Consider the following 20,644-nt stretch of genomic DNA (forward strand, 5'->3'; position numbering starts at 1 on the left):
CCGAATCCCGAGGCGCCCCATACGGCCTTGGCACACCTTGACGGCTCGCTTCGCATCGCGCTTGGGTGTTTCCCGCCCCTTCGGGCGGGAAACACGGCTACCACAGTTGGTTGATCTTGCTGTTGGTTGGCCGAAGCCGGGCGGTGCCGGTCAGCGCAGGCTGATGGTCGTATTCACCCCGTCATTTACCGTTGCGTCGTCGAACCACCTTGCCGTGACGGTCTTCGTCTGCGTATAGAACTGCACCACTTGCTTGCCATAGGGGCCGAGGTCGCCGAGCTTGGAGCCGCGTGAGCCGGTGAAGCTGAAGTAGGGCACGGGTACAGGGATGGGGATGTTGATGCCGACCTGGCCGACGTCGATCTCGCTCTGGAACTTGCGGGCGGCGGCGCCGCTTTGCGTGAATATGCCGGTGCCGTTGCCGAAGGGGTTGCGGTTGACCAGGGCGATGGCTTCGTCCAGCGTTTCGACGCCGATCACTACCAGCACCGGGCCGAAGATTTCCTGGGTGTAGATGGACATCTCGGTGGTGACGTCGGCAAACACGGTCGGGCCGATGAAGTTGCCTTCGGGGTAGCCGGCTACCTGCACGTTGCGGCCATCGAGCGCCAGCGTGGCGCCTTCGCGTTCGCCGGCTTCGATCAGGCCGAGCACGCGCTGCCTGGCGGCGACGGAGACTACCGGGCATACGTCGGTGCCGGGCTCGTTGCCGGCGCCGACCTTGAGCGTGGCGGCCTTTTTCACCAGTTCGGGCAGCCATTCGCGCGCCGCGCCTACCAGCACGGCTACCGAAGTCGCCATGCAGCGCTGGCCGGCGGCGCCGAAGGCTGCGCCGGCCAGCGCGTTGAGCGTGTGCTCGCGGTGCGCGTCCGGCAGCACCACGGCGTGGTTCTTGGCGCCCATCATCGATTGCACGCGCTTGCCGTGCGCGCCGGCGAGGTTGTAGACGTGGGTGCCCACGGCGGTGGAGCCGACGAAGGAAACCGCCTTGATGTCCGGGTGCGTGCACAGCGCGTCCACCACCTCGCGCGCGCCATGGACCACGTTGAGCACGCCGGCGGGCACGCCGGCCTCGATGGCCAGCTTGACCAGTTCCATGGTGGACAGCGGGTCTTGCTCCGATGGCTTGAGCACGAAGGTGTTGCCGCACACGATCGCCATGGGGAACATCCACAACGGGATCATGGCCGGGAAGTTGAACGGCGTGATGCCGGCGCATACGCCAATCGGCTGCTGCAGGGTGTAGGTATCGACGGTGGCGGCCACGTTCTCGGCAAAGCCGCCTTGCTGCAGCGTGCCGATCGAGCAGGCGTGTTCCACGACCTCAAGCCCGCGGAAGATGTCGCCCTCGGCGTCGGCCAGGGTCTTGCCTTGCTCGGCGGTGAGGATGGCGGCAATGCGCTTGCTGTGCTCGCGGATCAGCGCCTGGTACTTGAGCATGATGCGCAGGCGCGCGCCCAGCGGCGTGTGACGCCACGTGGCAAAGGCGCGGTGCGCGGCGCACACGGCGGCGTTGACCTCGGCCGCGGTGGCCAGCGGCACCTGCGCCAGCACCTGCTGGGTGGCCGGATTGACCACGGGGCGGAATTCGGTGGCAGCGGACTCCACCCACTCGCCGTTGATCAACAGCTTGACGGTGGGAACGGCGGCGTTGGGGTTCTGGGCACTCATGGGGTGGTCTCCGTCGGTTCTAGGTGTGGGTGGTGCAAGGCAGGAAAGCGGTCGGGCAAGCGGTCGGGCAAGCAGCTCAAAGGGTGCGGGCGATCAGCATGCGCTGGATCTCGCTGGTGCCTTCGTAGATCTGCGTAATGCGGGCGTCGCGGTAATGGCGCTCGACCGGGTAGTCTTCCAGGTAGCCGTAGCCGCCATGGATCTGCAGCGCCTTGGAGCACACGCGCTCGGCCAGTTCGGAGGCATAGAGCTTGGCCTGCGAGGCTTCCGACAGGCAGGGCTGGCCGGCCGTGCGCATATGCGCGGCGCGGTGCACCAGCAGGCGTGCCGCGTTGAGTTCGGTCGCCATGTCGGCCAGCATGTTGGCAATGGGCGCATGCTCGCGCAGCGGGCGGCCAAACTGCACGCGCTCGGCGGCGTAGCGGCAGGCGGCCTCAAAGGCTGAGCGGGCGATGCCGAGTGCCTGCGCGGCAATGCCGATGCGCCCGCCCTCCAGGTTCGACAGGGCAATGCGCAATCCCTCGCCGGGTTCGCCGAGCAGCGCGTCGTGCGGCACTTGGCAGTCGTCCAGCGTGATGGCGCAGGTGTCGGAGGCGCGGATGCCCATCTTGCGCTCGGGCGTGTGCACCGAGAAGCCGGGCGTATCGGTGGGCACCACGAAGGCCGACAGGCCGCGCTTGCCTTGCGCCGGCTCGGTGGCGGCAAACACGATGGCCACGCCCGCGCGCTGGCCGTTGGTGACGAACTGCTTGCTGCCGGACAGCACCCAGCCATTGTCCGTGGCGCGCGCCCGGGTGCGCAGGTTGTGCGCTTCCGAGCCGGCTTGTGGCTCGGTCAGGCAGAACGCGCCGATGATCTCGCCGCTGGCCAGGCGCGGCAGGTAGCGCTCTTTTTGCGCCTGCGTGCCGTAGTGCAGGATCGGGCCGCAGCCCACCGAGTTGTGCACGCTCATCAGGGTGGCGCAGGCGGCGCAGCCCGCGGCGATTTCCTCGATGGCCAGCGCGTAGGCGATGTAGTCGGTATACGTGCCGCCCCATTCCTCCGGCACGATCATGCCGAGCAGCCCGAGCGCACCCATCTCCGCCACCACCTCCGCCGGCAGCTGGCCGGCACGGTCCCACTCGGCGGCGCAGGGCGCCAGGCGCTCGCTGGCGAAAGTGCGCGCGGTGTCGCGGATCATGGTTTGCTGTTCGCTGAATTCGTGGTGCATGGCGGCTCGGGTTGGGCCGGGATCGGCGTGGGGGCACGCGATCCAGGTGAGGCTGGCGGTCTGGTGGCCCGCGCTGGGCGGGAGTGTTGGCAGCAAGTGTAGGAAGACAGGCGGGGCGCTCCTATGCCAGAATCCGCCAACCTTGCTGAACTCGTTTGCCACTGCCGGCAAGCCTGGGCCAGCAAGCCATCCGTTCCCGATCCGAGCCGTTCCATGGAAAAACATAGCGTCGCCATCTGCTTCGTGCATCACGCCATCGCGGGCTTGCGCGCGCGCGGCATCGCGCCGGAGCCGGTGCTGCAGGCGGCGGGCATCGCGCCCGCGCTGCTGGCGGTGCCGCAGGCGCGCGTGTCGGCGGCAAGCTATAGCGCGTTGTGGATGGAAGTGGCCGCCGCGCTGGACGATGAATTCTTTGGGCAGGACTCGCGCCGCATGAAGTGCGGCAGCTTTGCCATGCTGTGCCACGCCATCGTGGGCAGCAAGACGCTGGGGCAGGGGCTGGAGCGGGTGGTGCGTTATTTCGGCTTGCTGCTGGACGATATCCGCGTGCGGCTGGAGCGCGAAGGCGTGGACGGTGAGCCGGGCGCCGGCAAGCGCGCACGGGCCGCGCTGGTGCTGACGGCCACTTCAAGCCAGCCGCCGGGCGTGTTCGCACAGGAGACCATGCTGATCATGCTGCACGGGCTGATGAGCTGGCTGCTGCGCCGGCGGGTGCCCGTGCTGCTGGCGGCGTTCAGCTATCCGGAGCCGGCCTATGCCGCCGAGTACCGCCTGATGTACTCGCGCCATCTGGCGTTCGGCCAGCCGGCCACGGCGCTGGTGTTCGACGCGGCCTGGCTGGACCAGCCGGTGCACCAGGACGAGCGCAGCCTCAAGGCCTTCCTGCGCGACGCACCGCACAACGTGGTGGTGAAATACACCGACCGCACCAGCGTCATGGCGCGCGTGCGGCGCCAGTTGCGCGCGCAGCCGCCGGAGCAGTGGCCCACCTTCGACCGCCTGGCGCACGACGTGCATATGTCGTCATCGTCGCTGCGGCGCCGGCTGATGGAGGAGGGCGGGACCTACCAGCAACTGAAGGATGAGATGCGGCGCGACCTGGCCATCGAAGCGCTGAGCCATTCCAGCCGACCGCTGGCGCAAATCGCGGCCGAGCTTGGCTTTGCCGAGCCGGGTGCGTTCCATCGCGCGTTCCGGCGCTGGACCGGGCTGCGGCCCGGGGCGTACCGGGGCACGCCGTCGCAGGCTTAGGGCCACCTACCCGGCTCAGTCAATGCTCGCCAGTGGCCAGTTCGCAGGGCGCGCTGGCCACTGCCGGGGCAGGCACATGCGCCAGCATGCGGTTGCGTCCCGACAGCTTGGCCATGTAGAGCGCCGTATCGGCGCGCGCGGTGAGCTGCGCCAGGCTCTCGCCGGGGTGCCACCCGGCATAGCCGCCGCTGACCGTATAGCGCACGGTGCCATATGGGCCACTGACTCGGCTACCTTCGGCCAGCAGGCGGATGCGCTCGGCGGCAGCGCGGGCCTCTTCCAGTGAACTGGCTGGCAGCAACACGACGAATTCCTCGCCGCCCATGCGGCCGATCCTGTCAGGCGCGCGCAGGCTGGCGGCGGCCAGGCGCGCGAACTCCACCAGCACGGCATCACCGGCGGCATGGCCGAAGGTGTCGTTGACCGCCTTGAAGTGGTCGATGTCGATGATGAGCAGCACCGGCGCCGGGCCGCCGCGCCCGGCGCGCGCCAGCTCGCGCGCGGCCTCGTTCTCGAACGCCTTGCGCGACATCACGCCAGTCAGGAAATCGGTGTTGGCCACGGCCTCGAGCTGGCGCACCATCGCGTCGTGGATCATCAGCACGGCGCCCATGGTGAGGCCCGGCATGGCCAGCGCGCCGAGCACCAGGAAGGCGGCATTCAATCCGGGCGTGCTCGTCGTGGCAGGGTGGTCCATGACCGAGAGCGCGGACAGCACGCCCCGCAATGCATGGGCCGCGGACAGGAAGAAGGCGAACCCGGCGGTGGTCAGGTAATGGCTGGCCGGGCGAGCGCGCGGGCGGTAGCGCACCAGCACGTACCCTGCGCAGCCGCAGAACGTGGCGTGGAATGCCGAGACGATGACCACGCGGGTGTTGAAATCATTGAATACATAGCGCCACGTCACGACGCCGGCCACCACGGCGAAGGTGCCGGCGATCATCGCGCGCCAGGGTGGCTGCCGTCCGCAGAAGCGGGCGATGCCCGCATGAAACAGTGCCAGCCCCCAAGCCAGCGCGCCGTTGGCCACCACGATCGATAGCGCATCCGGGATCCTGCCGCGCAGTGTGATCAGCAGCAGCGCGACCATGGCCGCCAGGTTGGCTTGCCACCACAACGTCACGCCCGGCTGGCCGCAGCGCCGCAGCGACCAGACGATCGCCAGCATCATGACGCTAAGGAGCGTCGTAACGGCTAGCAAAGCGAACGGGTCCGACATCTGCAAATTTCCTCCAGTGCGGTGGGTTGGCGCGATGAGGCGCGATGGAGCGTGATGAGGCTTGATCAGGCGGGTTGTCTCGCCGGGCCTGGCGGCGAAGCTCGGGAGAATACCTCAGTGGCGCTACTCCCATTCACCTACGCACGTGGGGTGTCGGACATCCGCCTGCCGCAGGCCCGCGCGAGAGGACGCGCCGGGGCCGGACGGCTAGAATGCCGGGCATAGCGCTTTGATCGGCGGGGCGCATCAATGCCTGCCTGGTCCCTTCATCACTGCCTTGGCCTGGAACACAATGCAACCGATCAGATTCGACCTCGGCGACCTGCAGGCGATGGTGGCCGTGGTGGAGCAAGGCGGCTTCCGCGCCGCCGCCGAGGCCCTCAGCCTGTCGCAGCCGGCCCTGTCGCGTCGTATCGACAAGCTGGAGCAGGCGCTCAATGTCAGGCTGTTCGAGCGCACCACGCGCCGCGTCACCCTGACCGTGGTAGGCCGGGAGTTTGTCGGCAAGGCGCGCGCGCTGCTGGCGGAAGTGGAGTCTTCCCTGATGGGTATCGGCGATGCGGCCGCGACGCGCTCAGGCGAGGTGACGGTTGCCTGCGTGCCGTCGGCGGCGCATTACTTCCTGCCGGCGGTGATCGCGCGTTTTCATGCGCAATTCCCCAACGTCCGCGTCAAGATGGTGGACGAAGGCGCCAACGTCGTCTTGCACAGCGTGGCCAGCGGCGAGGCGGACTTTGGCCTGAACTTCATCGGCACGCAGGAGGCCGACCTGTTGTTCGAGCCCTTGCTGCGCGATCCTTTCGTGCTGGCTTGCCGCCACGACCATCCGCTGGCCCGGCGCCGCTCGGTGAAATGGGCTGAACTTGGCGCCCACACGCTGATAGCGTTAGCCAAGTCGAGCGGCAACCGGCTGATGCTGGATCTTGCCCTGGCCGAGCTGCCGCTGCGGCCGGCCGCCTTCTACGAGGTGCGCCATGTCAGCAGCGTGCTGGCGCTGGTGGAGGCCGGGCTGGGGGTGGCGGCCGTGCCGCGCCTGGCGCTGCCCGGTGGCGAGCGCGCCACGCTGGTCGCGGTTCCCCTGCGCGATCCCGCCGTGTCCCGCACGCTGGGCATCCTGCGCCGCCGTGGGCGCACGTTGCCGGCGCATGCGCAAGCCCTGTACGACATGGTCGGGCAGGCGGCGGCACAGCGCGGCCGGAGCGCGGCCACATCGGCGCACGGCCGGGGCGGCAGCGCCGGTATTGGTATTGATGCGTAAAACCGATCAAATCCAAGAAACATTGCATTATCGCCGTGCGCGGTGCTTGCATAGAATAGTCGGCCTGTGCCGCGGAGACTGAAGCGGGCAGGCCGATTCCCATTTCAATGCCCACAGAGAGCGCATATGACCATGCCGAGCATTACCGTGCCGTCCCCCGTGCCGTCCCCAGTAAAGGCAGCCCGCAACGTTGTTTCCCCTTCCCGTCTCCCTCGGCAACACAAGCAGCCATGGCTGGCACTCATGCTGGCCGGCATGGCGCTGGCCGCCGGCAATGCGCTGGCCGACGAGGTCAAGGTCATGAATTCGGGCGGCTTTACCGCGGCCTACAAGGCGCTCGGCCCGGGCTTCGAGAAGGCCACGGGCAATACGCTGTCCACCGCATGGGGCCCCTCGATGGGCAAGTCGCCCGAGGCCATTCCCAACCGGCTCGCACGCGGCGAGCATGCCGACGTGGTGATCATGGTGGCCTATGCGCTGGATGACCTGATCAAGCAAGGCAAGGTGCTGCCGGACAGCCGGGTCGACCTGGCCGATTCGCGCATCGGCTTGTCGGTGCGGGAGGGCGCGCCCAAGCCGGATATCAGCACCGTCGACGCATTCCGCAAGACCCTGCTGGATGCCAGGTCCATCGCCTACTCGGACAGCGCCAGCGGCGTGTATGTCGAGACCGAGATGTTCAAGAAGCTGGGCATCGAGGCGCAGGTCAAGGGCCGGGCCCACAAGATCGAGAAGACGCCGGTCGGCAGCGTCGTGGCGCAGGGCGATTACCAGATCGGCCTGCAGCAGGTCAGCGAGCTGCTGCCGGTCAAGGGCGCCAGCTTTGTTGGCAAGATTCCCGAGCCTTTGCAGAAAATCACCACGTTCGCCGCTGGCGTGCCGGTGGGCGCGGAGCATCCCGAGGCCGGGCGCGCGTTGATTCGCTATCTGGCTTCGCCTGCGGCGCGGGGGGAGATCGAGCGCAGCGGGATGGATCCGCGGGTACAGTGAGTGTGAGAGGCTGAGCGGCGCCGGCGCGGGTTCACGCTGGCGCTCGCTCCGGCAATCCGGAGCGGCGGCAAAGCGGCTCCGGCAGGTCTGCTCCAGCGCGAGGAGACCTTATCCTGAAACGGGTTCCTGGCGCGCGCGCATCCGGATTCAAAACAATCCGTCTGGATGGTATGATCCGCGACCATGACACAAGCACACCGCCGAAAGAAGCAGCCCGACGTGCTGCGCCCGCAGCTATTGCACTCCGCGGCCCAGCTCGCCCTCGAATCCGGCCTGCGCGCCGTCACGCTGGATGCGGTGGCGGCGCGTGCCGGTGTCAGCAAAGGTGGCTTGCAGCATCATTTTCGCAACAAGCAGGCGCTGCTGGACGCGCTCTTCGACGATGCGGTTGAGACCTTCAACACCGATGTGGCCGAAGCGATCGCCAGCGACACGCAGGCCGAGGGCCGCGCGACGCGGGCCTATATGCGGGCGACGTTGCAGGAAGAGAGGAACGAGGACGCCGCCAGCTATCTGCATCTGCTGCTGGCGCTGATGCTGACCGATGCCGATACGCGCGATCGCTGGGCCCCACGCATCGCCGAAATCGCACGCCCCGATCCGCTGCCAGCGGCGGAGGCGGCGAGGCTGATGATTTGCCGCCTGGCCGCTGACGGGCTGTGGCTCGCCGACCTGCTGGGCAGCCAGTCGATGGAACCCGGGTTGAGGGCGGAAGTCTTGCGCCAGCTGGATCAGATGACCCGACGCCAGCCGCAATGAACGCACGATCGAACGCGCAATTGAATACCGAGTTGAATACCCAGTCGAATAGCCAGTTGAATACCCGGCTAAACGCGCAGCCTTGCACCAGGCAGGACGCCGGCGCGCCCACGCAAGCCATACCCGGCACCCCTGGCGCCGACGCGAATCTGCACCGGGCCATCGACGCTGCCCGCGACGCCTTGCTGAGCCACCAGCATCGCGACGGCCATTGGTGCTTCGAGCTAGAGTCGGATGCCACGATTACCGCCGAGTACATCCTGATGATGCACTTCGTGGACGAAATCGATGCCGGTTTGCAGGCGGCGATGGCGGTCTACCTGCGAAGCCTCCAGCGGCAAGACCGTCATGGTGGCTGGGACCTGTACCACGGTGGCGCGCTCGACGTGTCATGCAGCGTCAAGGCCTACTTCGCGCTCAAGGCGGCCGGCGACGACCCGGATGCCCCGCACATGGCCCAGGCCCGCCGCGCCATCCTGGCGCAGGGCGGGGCCGCCAAGGCCAATGTCTTCACCCGCATCCTCCTGGCCACGTTCGGGCAGGTGCCCTGGCGCGCCACGCCCTTCGTGCCGGTCGAGCTCATCCTGTTCCCGCGCTGGGCGCCGGTGCATCTGGACAAGATGGCCTACTGGGCGCGCTCCACGCTGGTGCCGCTGACGGTACTGTGTTCGTTGCGGGCCAAGGCCGCCAATCCGCACCGTGTCGGGGTCCGCGAGCTGTTCGTCACACCGCCCGAGCGCGAGCGGCACTATTTCTCCAGCAAGGGCCTGATGCGCAAGGCCTTTCTGGTGGCCGACAAGGTTGCGCGCACGATCGAGCCGTGGATTCCCGCCGCCGTGCGCCGGCGGGCCATCGCCCGGGCGCAAGCCTGGTGCGTGGAGCGCATGAACGGCGAGGATGGCCTGGGCGGCATCTTTCCGCCGATGGTGTACTGGTACGAGATGATGACGCTGCTTGGCGTGCCAAAGACCGATCCGGCACGCGTTACCTGCCTGGCCGCGATCCGCAAGCTCGTGGTGCGCCGCGCCGACGGCTCGGCCTATTGCCAGCCCTGCCTGTCACCGGTGTGGGATACCGCCTGGAGCATCATGGCCTTGCAGCACGCCGGCACCGACGCGCGCACGCAGCAGGCGGTGCAGCGCGCCTATGACTGGCTGGAAGCGCGGCAGGTGCGAGACCTGCGCGGCGATTGGGGCAAGCACGTGCCGGCGTCGGTACAGCCCGGCGGCTGGGCGTTCCAGTACGCCAATGCCCATTACCCGGACATCGACGACAGCGCCGTGGTAGCCGCCATGCTGGCCGTGCACGCGAGGCGCATCGGCCAGTCCGAGCGCTACCAGGACGCGGTCGCGAGCGCCGTGAAATGGATGGTGGGCCTGCAGTCGCGCAACGGCGGCTTTGGCGCCTTCGATGCCAATTGCGATCGCGAGTACCTGAACCGCATCCCCTTCGCCGACCACGGCGCCCTGCTGGATCCGCCCACCGAGGACGTCTCCGGGCGTGTGCTGCTGTGCATTGGCCTGAGCGGAAACCGCCAGGCGCACGCCGCCGCCGTCGAACGCTGCGTCGCCTATCTGCGCCGCACGCAGCGCGCCGACGGCGCCTGGTGGGGACGCTGGGGCAGCAACTATATCTATGGCACCTGGAGTGTGCTGGCGGGCCTGGCGCTGGTGGGCGAGGACGTGCGCCAGCCCTATATCCGCAAGGCAGTGGACTGGCTGCTACGCTGCCAGCACGCCGACGGCGGATGGGGCGAGACCAACGATAGCTACTTCGATGGCTCGCTGGCCGGCACCAATGGGGGCGAGAGCACGCCCAACAGCACCGCCTGGGCGCTGCTGGCCCTCTTCGCCGTGGGCGAGGTGGATACGCCCGCGGTGCGCAGGGGCATTGCGTACCTGCTGGACTGCCAGGCTGGCAGCGGCCTTTGGCAGCATCCGTCGCACAACGCGCCGGGCTTCCCCCGCATCTACTACCTGAAGTACCACGGCTACACCGCCTACTTCCCGCTATGGGCGCTGACGCGCTACCGTCAGCTGGCGGGGCGCACGGTGGCGAAGTAGCCCCGAGGTGCCCCATACGGCCCCCCGGTCAGTCACGCATCGCCGGTATGGCGTTGCCCGTCAGCAGTACCGCCGCTTGCTCGCCATACGCCACCACGTAGCCGCCGTTGGACGCTTGCCATGCCTGGGCGCCTTGCCGGTCGGCGAACCAGAGTTGCTGGTAGTCGCCGAACTGTCCAAGGTCGAGGCGGTAGCGGTCCAGTACCCTGGCGGGCCGGGCGTCGATGTCGCGTTTGCACGCGGACCAGCTGGTGTAGCCCAGTTCGGCCGCCAGCAGTTGCAGGCAGTGCTTGAGCTGTAGGGTAAGGCGCAGCCGGTAGAGCTCCGCGACGCTTTGCGTGCGTATCTGCGTGCGTACCTGCGCACGGTGGATGCGCCGGATTACCGGTAGCGCCTGCACGGCTTGTTCGGCGTGGAGCTGGCGCAGCAGCCTGCGTGCATGGCGGCGCAGGAAGTCGCTATTGGGAAGGCGAGCTGGAGTGTTGAGCGTTGTGAGCCACATGTCATGTCCTTTGCAATGCCGTTTCCCGCGGCGGCAAAAAAGGTCAACGGTGTGGTTCTTGCAACGAACTGGCGGTGCCGGGCTGGATCGCTCGGCGCCGTGCGGTACGGGCAGGCAGGTGCGCTGGCTTTTGCGGGAGCGGGCGCCCTGCCGGCGCCCGGACCAGATTATATGCCAGCGGCGGGTGCGCTTGGCAAGCGTTGCCGGATTCGGCGTGCGGCTGTCCGTTGGCCGGATGCCAGCCTGCAGTGTCTAGGCCGCCTGCGCCTCGATCCCGGCCGTTAGTCCGAGTTCCTCCACCAGCCGCGCCGCCAGCGCTGCCGCCTGGTTGCGCACGTCGATGATGGTGCCGGACTCCCACAGCGCCCCGCGCAGCGGCGCGCCCAGTGCGCTGAGGCCTGGCACGAGGCGGCCGCCGCGATCGAATACGCGGCCATGCGCGTCGCCGTCGAGGCCGGATCCGGCTGCCGCTGGCCGGACCAGGCCGCGCGCCAGCAGGCTGCGCACCAGCGGCCGGGTGTTGCCGGCGTGCCAGCCGTATTGCGCGCCGGTGCAGTTGATGGCGGCGTCCACCGTGGCCGGGGCTTGCAGTTCGCGGGAGAGGTGCAGAGCCACACGGACTTGTTTCTCCGCCTTGCCTGTGGGGCTGCGTTGCCAGCCGTTGGCGTCATGCGCTTCATGCTTGCTGGGCACGGCTTCGAGCGCGGTGACGCGGGCGGCATGCACATGCAGGCGGCCCTGCGCACGCACTGCCTCGAAGACCGCGTGCGTGGGCGGCGCCGCGCGGTGCAGCAGGTTGTCCCAGAAGGGGCGCACATGGCGCAGGAAGCGTTGGCGCTCCGGCACGCTGGCGGCTGCCCACAGCGGGGCGATGTAGGCGCGCAGCGCGCTCGGCACGCTTTGCCAGTCCAGGCCCTGGGCGGCCAGCTTGTCGCGCTGCCGGCGCACCCAGCGGACCACGCTGCGGGCGGTGGGCGCGGCCAGCGCTTCGGCCCCGGCGGCGGCAAGGAAGTCGTCGCAGGGGCCGGCGTTGTGGCGCAGCCAGGGCACCAGCGCGCGCCGCGAGAACGCGTGGTAGGTGCCGGTGAAGCCGAGCCGTTCCAGCGTGGCAACCACGTCGAGCATGGTCAGGCTGGTGCCGATCAAGGCGATTTCGCGCGCGCTTGCGAGCCGGGCCAGTGCATCGGGTTGCCAGGGATCCGGGACGTAGCGGCCATCGGTCTCCAGTGTGTCGTCTTGTGTCAGCACTGGCCGTGCCTGCTGCACGCCGGTGGCCAGCACGATGTGATCGGCGTCCCATGCGCGGCCGTCGGCGCTGCGCACGCGGTGCGGCACGCCGATGGCTACGTCGGTGATTTCCGTGCGCACGTGCTCCAGCGTGGCGCGTCCGGCGGCCCCGGCCAGGGCGCGCGCCAGGGTGTCTCGCAGGTAGTCGCCATAGACGCTGCGCGGGACGAAGGCATTGTCGGCCTCGGCTGCGCTGGCATGCCCGTGGCGTACCAGCCATTGCGAGAAATCCTCCAGCGCTTCGGGATAAAGACTGAAGTTCAGCGCGGGCCCGTTCAGGTAGTGGGCCGGGTCCTGCGTGCTGTAGGCCAGGCCGCGCCCCGGCTCGGCGCGCGGCTCGAACAGGTGGATGGCAAGCGGGGCGCTGCTGTCGCGCAGCAGGCGGATGGCGCTCAGGGTGCCGGCCATGCCGCCGCCGACGATGGCGATGCGGCGCGGCTGGGAGTCGGGTCGGGTCATGATGGCCTCAGGCTCGGGTGCCGGGCGGCGTGGCTGCCGCGGCATGGGTTGCGATGCCGGCCGCCGCGCGCAGGGCCTGCGCGCCGGCGCCGGCCAGGATCGCGTCGTTCTGCGGCGTGTGGATGCGGCTGCAGAGCACGTTGCGGTAGTGGCGCTCAAGCGGGTTGCCGCGCGACAGGGCGGGGTTGCCGGCGTGCCTGAGCGCGAGCTCGACGGCGGCGATGGCGTTGTCGGTCACGTTGAGCTTGAGCAGGTTGCTGTCGCTGGCGCTGGCCGGCGCGCCGGCATCGGCATCTGCGCTGAAGCGCTCCAGCAGCACGCGGTTGGCCAGCAGCCAGGCGTCGATGCGGCCCACCGCTTCCTGCAAGCGCGGCAAGGTGGCCAGCGGCGCACCCAGGCTGCCGGGCTCGCGCAGGTTGAGCCATGCCACGAACCAGTCGCGGGCGCTGCGCGCCACGGCGTCATAAAGCGTGCCGAGCAGGGTCGACGTCCACACAGCCCAGGCCGGGTCGTGGCGCTCGCCCCAGGCGGCGGGCAGGCGCAGGTCGACCGCGTAGGCGGCGGGCAGCGGCGTGTTGTCGAAGACCACGTCGTGGCTGCCGGTGGCGCGCATGCCGAGATGGTCCCAGGTGGGCACCACGGTGATGCCGGGCGCGTCGCGCGGCACCAGGAACACGCCGGTGCGCGGGACCGGCTCATCGGTGCGCCCCCACACGGCCAGCCAGCGCAGGGCCGGGATGCCGGTGGCGTAGATCTTGTGGCCGGACAAGCGCCAGCCATCGCCGTGCCGGCGTGCCACCGTGGCTGGCAGGCCGCCGCGCGCGGGAGACCCCAGCTCGGGCTCCACGCGCAGCGAGTTGATCAGCGCGCCTTGCTCCACCGCGCTGCGCTGCACCTGCTCGCGCAGGGGCGCCGGCCATTGCGTGTCTTGCGCCAGGTTGCGGTGGCCAAGGATCTGCATCACCAGCACCAGCGCGGTAGACGGATCTCCGGCGGCAACGTGATGGACGATGCGGCGGGCGTCGGCTAGTCCCGCCCCGGCACCGCCAAGCGCGCGCGGCACGGTCAGGGCGAGCAGGCCAAGCTGGTGGAGCTCGGCGATGTTCTCGAAGGCGAAGCTGCCATCGCGGTCATGGGCGGCGGCGCGCGCGGCAAAGCGTTCGGACGAGGCACGCAGCGCTTCGTCGCTGGCAAGCGCGCGGGCCGCGCCGGGCGGTGGCGAGGCCGGCTCGGCAAGCTCGCCCGAGGCGAAGCCGTTTTCGCGATGCCACTGGGAAATCCGTTGCCGGCTGGTGGTGCCGGTGGATTGCAAGCTCATGGTTGCTCCTGTCGTGTGTTTGTGCTGTTTTGTCTTTGGTGTGGTGTGGTGTTGCGTGGCGGGGCTTAGTGGCAAATCAGCCCGCTTTCCACCAGCATCATGTTGAAAGCGGCGTCGCCGGCGGCCACGTCGCGCAGCCGCGCAAGGCGCCCGTCGCGCTGCCAGCGCGCCAGCCATTGCGCCAGGTAGCGGGCGGATTGCGCGTCCGGCTGGCGCAGCGCCAGCGCGGCGCCCTCGCCGTCGAGCACCAGCGGCGCCGCGGTAAAGAAACGCCACTCGGGCAAGCGCATCACCCGGGCGACCAGGGTGGCGTCTTCCGCCACCGCCGCGCACTCGCCGCGGCGGAACGCCAGCAGCGCCTGCAGCGCGGAGGGATAGCCGCGCAGCACGGCGCCGGCGCGCGCCAGCGCGGGTTGAAAGGGGCTGCCCGCGCTCACGCAGGCCGTCTTGCCGTTGAGGGCATCGAGCCGGCTGACCGGCGTGTAGCGCAGCGTCAGCAAGGTGCCGCGCGGCGTGGCCGGCGCCGGCACGGCAGCCGCGCGTGGATGTCCGGCGTCCCGCGGCGCGCCGAAGGCGAGGTCGATATCCGTGTTGGCGCTGTCGCCAATGCCTGCAACGGGCAGATGACGCAGCCGCACCGGTACGCCCAGCGCGCGGCCGAGCTCGGCGGCCAGTGCGGCCTCGCCCGGGTCGGGCTCCGCGATCAGGGGCCGGCCTGGTGGCGTGGGGCGCGCATAGGCGTGCACGCCCACCACCAGCTCGCCGCGCGCCCGGGCCTGCAGGAGCAGTGGGCCGGGCTCGGACGGTTGTGCTTGCCAGGGTGCACCCGTGAACAGCCAGAGTGGCACGGCCATGGCACCGGCGGCCAGTGTCATGGCGCCTGTCGCGCGGCGCACGGCACGCAGCGCTGCCCGCGGGATGCGGGGCAGGGCGCGCGCTGGGTTGCGCTGTTGCACCGCATGCAGGCCCAGCCACCCGGTGCCGTTCAGATGCCAGAGCTCATCGGGCATGGCTTACCATCCCTGGCCCAGTCCCAGCAGGCCCAGGATTTCACGGCGCAGCCGGATCAGCTCGGGATCGTCGCGGTGGCGCGGGTAGTCGCGATCGATCTTGATTTCCGCGGTGATGCGGGCGGGGCGTTCGCTGAACACGATCACGCGGGTTGCCAGCAGCAGCGCTTCTTCCACGTCGTGGGTGACCAGCAGCGCGGTAAAGCGCGCGCGCTGCCATAACGAAACCAGTTCGCCCTGCATGCTCAGGCGCGTGAGGGAATCGAGCTTGCCCAGCGGTTCGTCGAGGATCAGCAAGCGCGGCTCGTTGACCAGCGCGCGCGCCAACGCGGCGCGTTGTGCCATGCCGCCGGACAGCTGGCGCGGATAGGCTCGCGCGAACTCGGTCAGGCCAACGCGCGCCAGCGCATCGTCCACGCGCTCGCGCTGGCTGCCGAGCAAGCCGCGCGCCTCCAGGCCCAGCGCGGCGTTGTCCCAGACGGTGCGCCACGGGTACAGCGTCGGGTCCTGGAACACCACCACCCGGCTCGGGTCCGGCCCGCCGATCGGCACGCCATCCACTGCGAGCGTGCCGCGCCGCGGCGGCTCCAGCCCGGCAACGAGCCGCAGCAGGGTGGACTTGCCGCAGCCGCTGGGGCCGAGCAGGGCCACGAATTCGCCTGGCTCGGCCGTCAGGCTGACGCGGCTGAGCACCGGCAACACCTGGTCGCGCAGCGTGAAATGGTGGCTCACCTGGTCGATCGTCAGGCGTACGCCGTTGCTGGCGCTGTCCCTGCCGGTGGCGGCTTGCGCAGGTTGGGCCTGGGCGGGTTTATCGAGCACGGCGCTTACCATTTGACCACTCCTTTTTGCCATGCCAGCAGGCGATCCCGCGAGCGGAACAGCAGCGTGATGAGCCCGGAGAAGATGATCGCCATGACCAGCAGCGCGCCGTACATGCTGGCGTAGGCGGCCCAGCCCTGGGCCCATTGCAGATACCAGCCCAGCCCGGACTTGACGCCCAGCATCTCGGCCACCACCAGCACGGAGAACGACGCGCCAAGGCCCATGAACAAGCCAACGAACACGCTGGGCAGTGCCGCCGGCACCGCCACCTTGAGCACCAGGAAGCGCTCCTTGGCGCCGAGCGTGCGCGCCACGTCGTAGTAGGCCGGGTCGACCGCCGCCACGCCGGACCAGGTCAGCACCGTGACCGGGAACCACGTGGCCAGCGCCACCAGGAAGGTGGCGGCGCTGGCGCTGCTGGGAAAGGCGAAGAACACGATCGGCAGCCAGGCCGTGGCCGGCAGCGGGCCCAGCAGGCGCAGCACCGGATGGACCCAGTAGCCCGCGCGGCTCGACCAGCCGATGGACACGCCAGTCAGGAAGCCCGCCAGCGCGCCCAGCAGGTAGCCGGTGGCCAGCAGGCGCAACGAATGCGCCACCGCCTCTGCCAGCCGCGCATAGTCCTCGACAAAGACTTCGACAAGCGCCTGCGGCGGTGCGAAGAAGGGGCGCGGCAGCAGCCCGAGCTTGGCGGTCACCACTTCCCAGATGAAGGTCAGCACGGCTAGCACGAGCAGCCAGGGCCCCGCGCGGCGCAACCAAGCGCCTATGCCGCCCAGCCGGTGCTGCACGAAGGCCAGCACCAGCAGCACCGCGGCAATGCCCGCGAACAGCGAGGCGGTCTCATGGGTCAGCGGCCAGTCCTCCGGCTCCGGCCAGAACTTGACGATGGCCGCCACGCTCAGCCAGGCCGCCGCAGCCAGCGCGCCACCCAGCCAGACGCGCGGCACGGCTGGCGCGGGCACGGCCAGGAAGTCATCGTGCGCATCCTGCACGCCATGCACGCCATGCACGCCGTGTTGCCCCTCAGCCGAGAACGTTGGCATAGATGCGCTCCGCGAACTTGTTGGAATCGGTGCCTGGCCGGATGACCGACACCAGCTTGAGCTCGTCCGTGTATTGCGCCAGTTCCTTCTTCAGGTCCGCGCCGACCGGATGGTGGCCGTGGGTGTGGCTCTTGAGCATGGCCACCACATCGGCCTGCGGCACCTTGGCGAACTCGGCAAAATGCCGGGCGGCGTCCTCCGGGTGCGCTACCGTCCAGTCCTGCGCCTGCAGCACGGCGTGCGTGAGCGCGGCGGCGGCCGGCTTGTCCTCGCGCAGCAGGCTGCCGCGAATCCCCAGCACGCAGCACGAGCGGTTGGCATATTCATCCGACAGGTTGGTGGCCACCTCGACCAGGCTGCGTTCCTTGCGCAGCAGGTAGGTGCGCGGATCGCCATCGGCGGCGGCCTGGGCCTCGCCCTTTTCCAGCGCGATGCCGAGCAGGTCCGCCGGGTACTGGCGCCACTGCACGTCGCGCACCGGGTCGATGCCGCGCTTGGCCAGCAGGATGGAGAAGAAATTCTTGGCCGGGCTGGCCATGTCGCTGACCGCCACCGTCTTGCCCTTGAGGCTCGTCAGGTCGGTCACGCCGGAATTGCGCAGGGTGAGCAGCCGCATGCAGCCGCCGTGGGTGGCGGCGGTCAGCTTCACGTCAAAACCCTGTTCCAGCGGCTTAAGCCAGCGCAGCGCCATGCCCACGCCCGCATCTGCCTTCCTGGTGGCGATGGCTTCCAGCAACTGGTCGGTGGAGCCGCCAAAGTTGATCAGCTCCACCTCAAGGCCATGGTTGCGGAAGATGTCTTCCTTTACGGCCGCGGCGACCGGCGCCAGGCACACGCTGCTGGCGTTCCAGGCCAGCTTGATCGGCTTGCGCTGCCCCGCGGCGCTGGCCCGGGACGTCCAGACAAAGGGCGCGACGCTGCTGGCCACGGCCAGCGTGCCGGCCGCCTGTAGCCAGCCGCGGCGGCTCAGGGTGGCGGTGCTGCGCGGGTTGTCCGCGCACGCGGGACGGTGGTTGGCCAACGGTTGCTCTGGCTCTTGATGCATGACACTCCTCGTAGGCGGCGGTATGCCCGATGTGGTGGGATGTGGACGATATGCACCATGCTAAGAACAGGTTCACTGCAATAGAACGAATTTGTTGGCACAAGCTTGCACGCCCAGCGACTAATGCGGGCGCTGCATATGCTTGTGCGCAGACGGTGGCCGAAGGCCTGCTGGGTTAAGATCGCCGCTTTCGGCTCCGGTCAGATCGATGCAAGCGCAGGCAGTCACCGCCCCGAGGCGGGTGGATATCGTGGTGTACCCCGGCTTCAAGGCCATGGAGGCGATCGGCCCGATGACGGTGTTCGACTACGCCAATGTGCGGCTGGCCCAGCTCGGGCAGCCACCGGCCTATGCCTCGCGGGTGGTGGCGCTGGAGGCCGGCCCGGTGCGCTCGGACACGCTGATGACGCTGGAGGCCACGGCGCGGCTCGATCCCGTGCTGCTGCCGGATATCGCGGTGATCGTCGGCGCGCGCGACATCGAGCGGGCCATGGGCGATGCCCAAGGCATCGTGCCGTGGGCGCGTGCCGTGGCGCCTCGCATCGGACGATTGATTGCGCTGTGCTCGGGCACCTTTTTCCTGGCGGCGGCGGGCGTGCTGGACGGGCGCCGCGCCACCACGCACTGGAGCGTGGCCACGCTGCTGCGCCAGCGCTTTCCAGCCGTGGAGGTGGATGCGGATGCTATCTTCATCCGCCAGGGCAACCTGTGGACGTCCGCCGGGGTGACCGCCGGCATCGACCTGGCGCTGGCCGTGGTGGAAGAGGATCTCGGCCGGGACCTGGCCCTATACCTGGCGCGCGAGCTGGTGGTCTACCTCAAGCGCCCGGGCGGCCAATCGCAGTACAGCCTGCACCTGGCCAGCCAGGCGACCAGCCATGCCGGCATTCGCGGCGTGCAGGACTGGATCCTGTCCGACCTGGCGCACGACTTCACGCTGGAGGAAATGGCGGGGCGGGTGGCGATGAGTGAGCGCAATTTCCGGCGCGTGTTTGCGCGGGAGGCGGGTGCCAGCCCGATGGCGTTCATCGAGTCGGCGCGCATTGAAGGGGCGCGGCGGCTGCTGGAGCAGGGTGAGCTGCCGCTCAAGGCCATTGCGGCGCGCACCGGCTTTGGGTCGGATGAAGGGCTGCGGCGCGCGTTCCTGCGTCAGCTCGGTATCACGCCGCGCGAGTACCGCGAGCGGTTTGGGGCCGTGCGGCCATAGCGCGGCTACTGGTTGCCTGTGGCGGGCGACGCCGCCGCGGAGGGCGCATTGGCGTGAAGGCCCGGATCCTGGCTCGCCGGCGTATCGGCGCCGCTGCCGTTCTGCGTGCTGTCTTGCGAGCGCTGGCGACCCCGGCCTCGGCCGCCGCCACGCCCGCTGGTCCCGACCGGCGCGGTGTGGTTCTGCCGCAACTCCTGGTTGATGCTGTCCACCGTGCGCGGCGAGGGCGTCATGCGCGCGAAGTTGCTCTGGATCGCGTTCATGGCTTCGTCGCCGCCGGCGGGCGAGCCCTGCGCAAAGGCGGCGCAGCAGAGCATCAACGTGGCCGCCACGGGAATCAGGCGGGAAGTGCGGGCGCTGCGGAGCATCGTGATGTCCTTCGGGGTTGTCGCGTTCCCGGAGGATGCTAGCAGCATGCCGCGCCGGCGGGCAACGCCGCGCCCGGCGGATTCCGTTTCAGCGGCCACCGTCTTGTTTCAACGTATTACCAAGCGGCGCCGCCTGCCCAAAGGTCCTCCACCAGCAGGTGCATCATCAGGTTCTCGGTGGAACTGCCTGGAGAGCGCGAAATCGCCGGCGGCGCAGCTTCAGAGCTGCGCTGCGTGATGCCGGAGATGGTTTTCCATCAAGGTGGCGATGAAGTAGTAGCCGTGGTCGTAGCCCTCGTGCCGGCGCAGCAGCAGCGGCTGCCCGATGGCGGCGCACGCGGCTTCGAAGACCTCCGGATACAACTGATCGGCAAGGAATTTGTCTGCCAGGCCCTGGTCGACCAGGATGCCGCGGGGAAAGGGCGCCTTTGCCTGGCGCGCCATCAGTGCCGAGGCATCGTACTGTTCCCAGCTGGCGCGATCCGTGCCCAGGTAGCGGCTGAACGCCTTCTCGCCCCAGGGGCAACGCGTGGGCGCGGCGATTGGCGCAAACGCCGACACCGAGCGAAAGCGCCCGGGGTGACGCTGCGCCAGCACCAGCGCGCCGTGCCCGCCCATCGAGTGGCCGAAGATGCCGACGCGCTGCGCGTCGGCGGGCAGCACCGTGGTGACCAGGTCGAACAGCTCTTGCGTCACATAGCTTTCCATGCGCCAGTGCTGGCTCCACGGCGCTTGCGTGGCGTCCAGGTAGAAGCCCGCCCCCACGCCGAAATCCCACGACTCGGCCTCGCCGGCAATGCCGGTGTCGCGCGGGCTGGTATCCGGTGCCACCAGGATCAGGCCGTGCTCGGCGGCATAGCGCTGGGCCCCGGCCTTGATCATGAAGGTTTCCTCGGTACAGGTCAGGCCGGCCAGGTAGAACAGCGCGGGCAGGCGCTGTTCGGGCTGGACCAGCGCCTGCGCGGGCAGGAACACCGAGAACCGCATCGGCAGGCCAATGGTGGCCGATGCATGGCGATAGAAACGCTGCACGCCGCCGAAGCAGCCGTGCTCGGAGAGAAGCTCTAGCATGGCCGGCCTCAGTACAGCACGACCGAGCGGATCGACTCGCCGCGCTTCATCAGGTCGAAGCCCTCGTTGATGCGCTCCAGCGGCA

18 protein-coding genes and 1 pseudogene are annotated in these 20,644 nt (G+C 69.2%); 6 read left to right on the forward strand and 13 right to left on the reverse strand.

From position 1 onward, the window contains the following. Positions 1-150 precede the first annotated feature (150 nt). Positions 151-1,671, reverse strand: coding sequence for a CoA-acylating methylmalonate-semialdehyde dehydrogenase (locus AC1RWI_RS33995; RefSeq protein ID WP_492870513.1), 1,521 nt, complete (start codon positions 1,669-1,671; stop codon positions 151-153). A gap of 76 nt (positions 1,672-1,747) precedes the next feature. After that, complete coding sequence (locus AC1RWI_RS34000; protein WP_043354943.1) at positions 1,748-2,881, reverse strand: acyl-CoA dehydrogenase family protein; 1,134 nt, start codon at positions 2,879-2,881, stop codon at positions 1,748-1,750. 213 nt (positions 2,882-3,094) lie between these two features. On the opposite strand from AC1RWI_RS34000, the gene AC1RWI_RS34005 reads away from it, so the two are divergent. Then, positions 3,095-4,132, forward strand: a complete 1,038-nt coding sequence (locus tag AC1RWI_RS34005; RefSeq protein ID WP_043354945.1) for an AraC family transcriptional regulator — start codon at positions 3,095-3,097, stop codon at positions 4,130-4,132. Positions 4,133-4,151: 19 nt separating this feature from the next. On the opposite strand, the gene AC1RWI_RS34010 is transcribed toward AC1RWI_RS34005, so the two are convergent. Then, positions 4,152-5,351, reverse strand: a complete 1,200-nt coding sequence (locus tag AC1RWI_RS34010) for a GGDEF domain-containing protein (RefSeq protein WP_492870514.1) — start codon at positions 5,349-5,351, stop codon at positions 4,152-4,154. Between the two features lie 292 nt (positions 5,352-5,643). Here AC1RWI_RS34010 and AC1RWI_RS34015 point away from each other — a divergent pair, with 292 nt between their 5' ends. From AC1RWI_RS34015 to shc, 4 genes are all read left to right on the forward strand, one after another. Beyond that, positions 5,644-6,609 carry a LysR family transcriptional regulator gene (locus AC1RWI_RS34015; protein ID WP_052495038.1) on the forward strand — a complete coding sequence of 322 codons (966 nt, stop codon included), beginning with the start codon at positions 5,644-5,646 and terminating at the stop codon, positions 6,607-6,609. Between the two features lie 243 nt (positions 6,610-6,852). After that, positions 6,853-7,599 (forward strand): substrate-binding domain-containing protein, encoded by a 747-nt coding sequence (locus AC1RWI_RS34020; protein WP_492870524.1) that lies wholly within the window; start codon positions 6,853-6,855, stop codon positions 7,597-7,599. A gap of 219 nt (positions 7,600-7,818) precedes the next feature. Next, positions 7,819-8,358 carry a TetR/AcrR family transcriptional regulator gene (locus AC1RWI_RS34025; protein WP_492870515.1) on the forward strand — a complete coding sequence of 180 codons (540 nt, stop codon included), beginning with the start codon at positions 7,819-7,821 and terminating at the stop codon, positions 8,356-8,358. After that, entirely contained in the window at positions 8,355-10,421 is a 2,067-nt protein-coding gene (shc, locus tag AC1RWI_RS34030) for a squalene--hopene cyclase (protein WP_492870516.1), read from the forward strand. The genes AC1RWI_RS34025 and shc overlap by 4 nt, the downstream gene beginning before the upstream one ends. Before the next feature lie 28 nt (positions 10,422-10,449). On the opposite strand, the gene AC1RWI_RS34035 is transcribed toward shc, so the two are convergent. The 7 genes from AC1RWI_RS34035 to AC1RWI_RS34065 all read right to left on the reverse strand — a co-directional run bounded on the left by AC1RWI_RS34035 (position 10,450) and on the right by AC1RWI_RS34065 (position 17,913). Then, complete coding sequence (locus AC1RWI_RS34035) at positions 10,450-10,923, reverse strand: hypothetical protein (protein ID WP_492870517.1); 474 nt, start codon at positions 10,921-10,923, stop codon at positions 10,450-10,452. Positions 10,924-11,175: 252 nt separating this feature from the next. Next, entirely contained in the window at positions 11,176-12,669 is a 1,494-nt protein-coding gene (locus AC1RWI_RS34040) for an FAD/NAD(P)-binding protein (RefSeq protein WP_492870518.1), read from the reverse strand. Positions 12,670-12,676: 7 nt separating this feature from the next. After that, a complete protein-coding gene (locus AC1RWI_RS34045; protein ID WP_492870519.1) occupies positions 12,677-13,987 on the reverse strand; it encodes an acyl-CoA dehydrogenase family protein in 1,311 nt (436 codons plus the stop codon). 65 nt (positions 13,988-14,052) lie between these two features. Next, positions 14,053-14,997, reverse strand: coding sequence for a substrate-binding periplasmic protein (locus AC1RWI_RS34050; protein WP_492870520.1), 945 nt, complete (start codon positions 14,995-14,997; stop codon positions 14,053-14,055). A gap of 3 nt (positions 14,998-15,000) precedes the next feature. Beyond that, positions 15,001-15,831 carry an ABC transporter ATP-binding protein gene (locus AC1RWI_RS34055; protein WP_043354956.1) on the reverse strand — a complete coding sequence of 277 codons (831 nt, stop codon included), beginning with the start codon at positions 15,829-15,831 and terminating at the stop codon, positions 15,001-15,003. Next, positions 15,825-16,868, reverse strand: coding sequence for an ABC transporter permease (locus tag AC1RWI_RS34060; RefSeq protein WP_492870521.1), 1,044 nt, complete (start codon positions 16,866-16,868; stop codon positions 15,825-15,827). The genes AC1RWI_RS34055 and AC1RWI_RS34060 overlap by 7 nt, the downstream gene beginning before the upstream one ends. After that, a complete protein-coding gene (locus tag AC1RWI_RS34065) occupies positions 16,849-17,913 on the reverse strand; it encodes an ABC transporter substrate-binding protein (RefSeq protein ID WP_052495040.1) in 1,065 nt (354 codons plus the stop codon). The genes AC1RWI_RS34060 and AC1RWI_RS34065 overlap by 20 nt, the downstream gene beginning before the upstream one ends. A gap of 208 nt (positions 17,914-18,121) precedes the next feature. Between AC1RWI_RS34065 and AC1RWI_RS34070 the strand changes: the two genes are divergently transcribed. Further along, entirely contained in the window at positions 18,122-19,120 is a 999-nt protein-coding gene (locus AC1RWI_RS34070) for a GlxA family transcriptional regulator (RefSeq protein ID WP_492870522.1), read from the forward strand. Between the two features lie 5 nt (positions 19,121-19,125). Here the strand turns inward: AC1RWI_RS34070 and AC1RWI_RS34075 are convergent, their stop codons facing one another. The 3 genes and pseudogenes from AC1RWI_RS34075 to AC1RWI_RS34085 form a co-directional block, all read right to left on the reverse strand. Beyond that, complete coding sequence (locus AC1RWI_RS34075) at positions 19,126-19,488, reverse strand: hypothetical protein (RefSeq protein WP_043358138.1); 363 nt, start codon at positions 19,486-19,488, stop codon at positions 19,126-19,128. A 219-nt stretch (positions 19,489-19,707) separates the two neighbouring features. Continuing rightward, positions 19,708-20,559 (reverse strand): S-formylglutathione hydrolase, encoded by an 852-nt coding sequence (gene fghA / locus AC1RWI_RS34080; protein ID WP_492870523.1) that lies wholly within the window; start codon positions 20,557-20,559, stop codon positions 19,708-19,710. An 8-nt stretch (positions 20,560-20,567) separates the two neighbouring features. Next, positions 20,568-20,644: pseudogene (locus AC1RWI_RS34085) on the reverse strand (zinc-binding dehydrogenase); the annotation flags it as partial.

Source organism: Cupriavidus sp. MPR-AND1C (genome assembly GCF_058809705.1).